This is a genomic window from Streptomyces lydicus (assembly GCF_000717345.1).
Lineage (GTDB): Bacteria > Actinomycetota > Actinomycetes > Streptomycetales > Streptomycetaceae > Streptomyces > Streptomyces lydicus.
The window spans coordinates 1-240 of record NZ_JNZA01000117.1 but is presented as its reverse complement, the minus strand read 5'-3'; the positions used below and the strand labels follow the sequence as shown (position 1 = coordinate 240).

Genomic DNA, 240 nt, shown 5'->3' with positions numbered 1-240 from the left:
TTGTCGATGGAGCCGTAGCGGTGCGCCGCGTAGTTGGCGGCGGCGGTGATGTTGGCGACCGGGTCGGTGAGCTTGTTGGCCGTTCCGGCGACGTGGTACGTGTCGAAGGTGGGCTGGATCACCTGGAGCAGACCCTTCGAGGGGATGCCGTTGATCGCGTTGATGTCCCAGTCGTTGACGGCGTTGGGGTTGCCGCTGGACTCGCGCATGATGTTGCGGTGCAGGCCCTCGTAGGAGCCG

Annotated in this window: 1 protein-coding gene; it reads right to left on the bottom strand. The window is 65.4% G+C overall.

Going from position 1 to position 240, the window contains the following annotated elements:
* A partial coding sequence (locus OO62_RS36240; RefSeq protein ID WP_033271986.1) for a transglycosylase SLT domain-containing protein occupies positions 1 to 240 on the bottom strand: 240 nt, incomplete at both ends.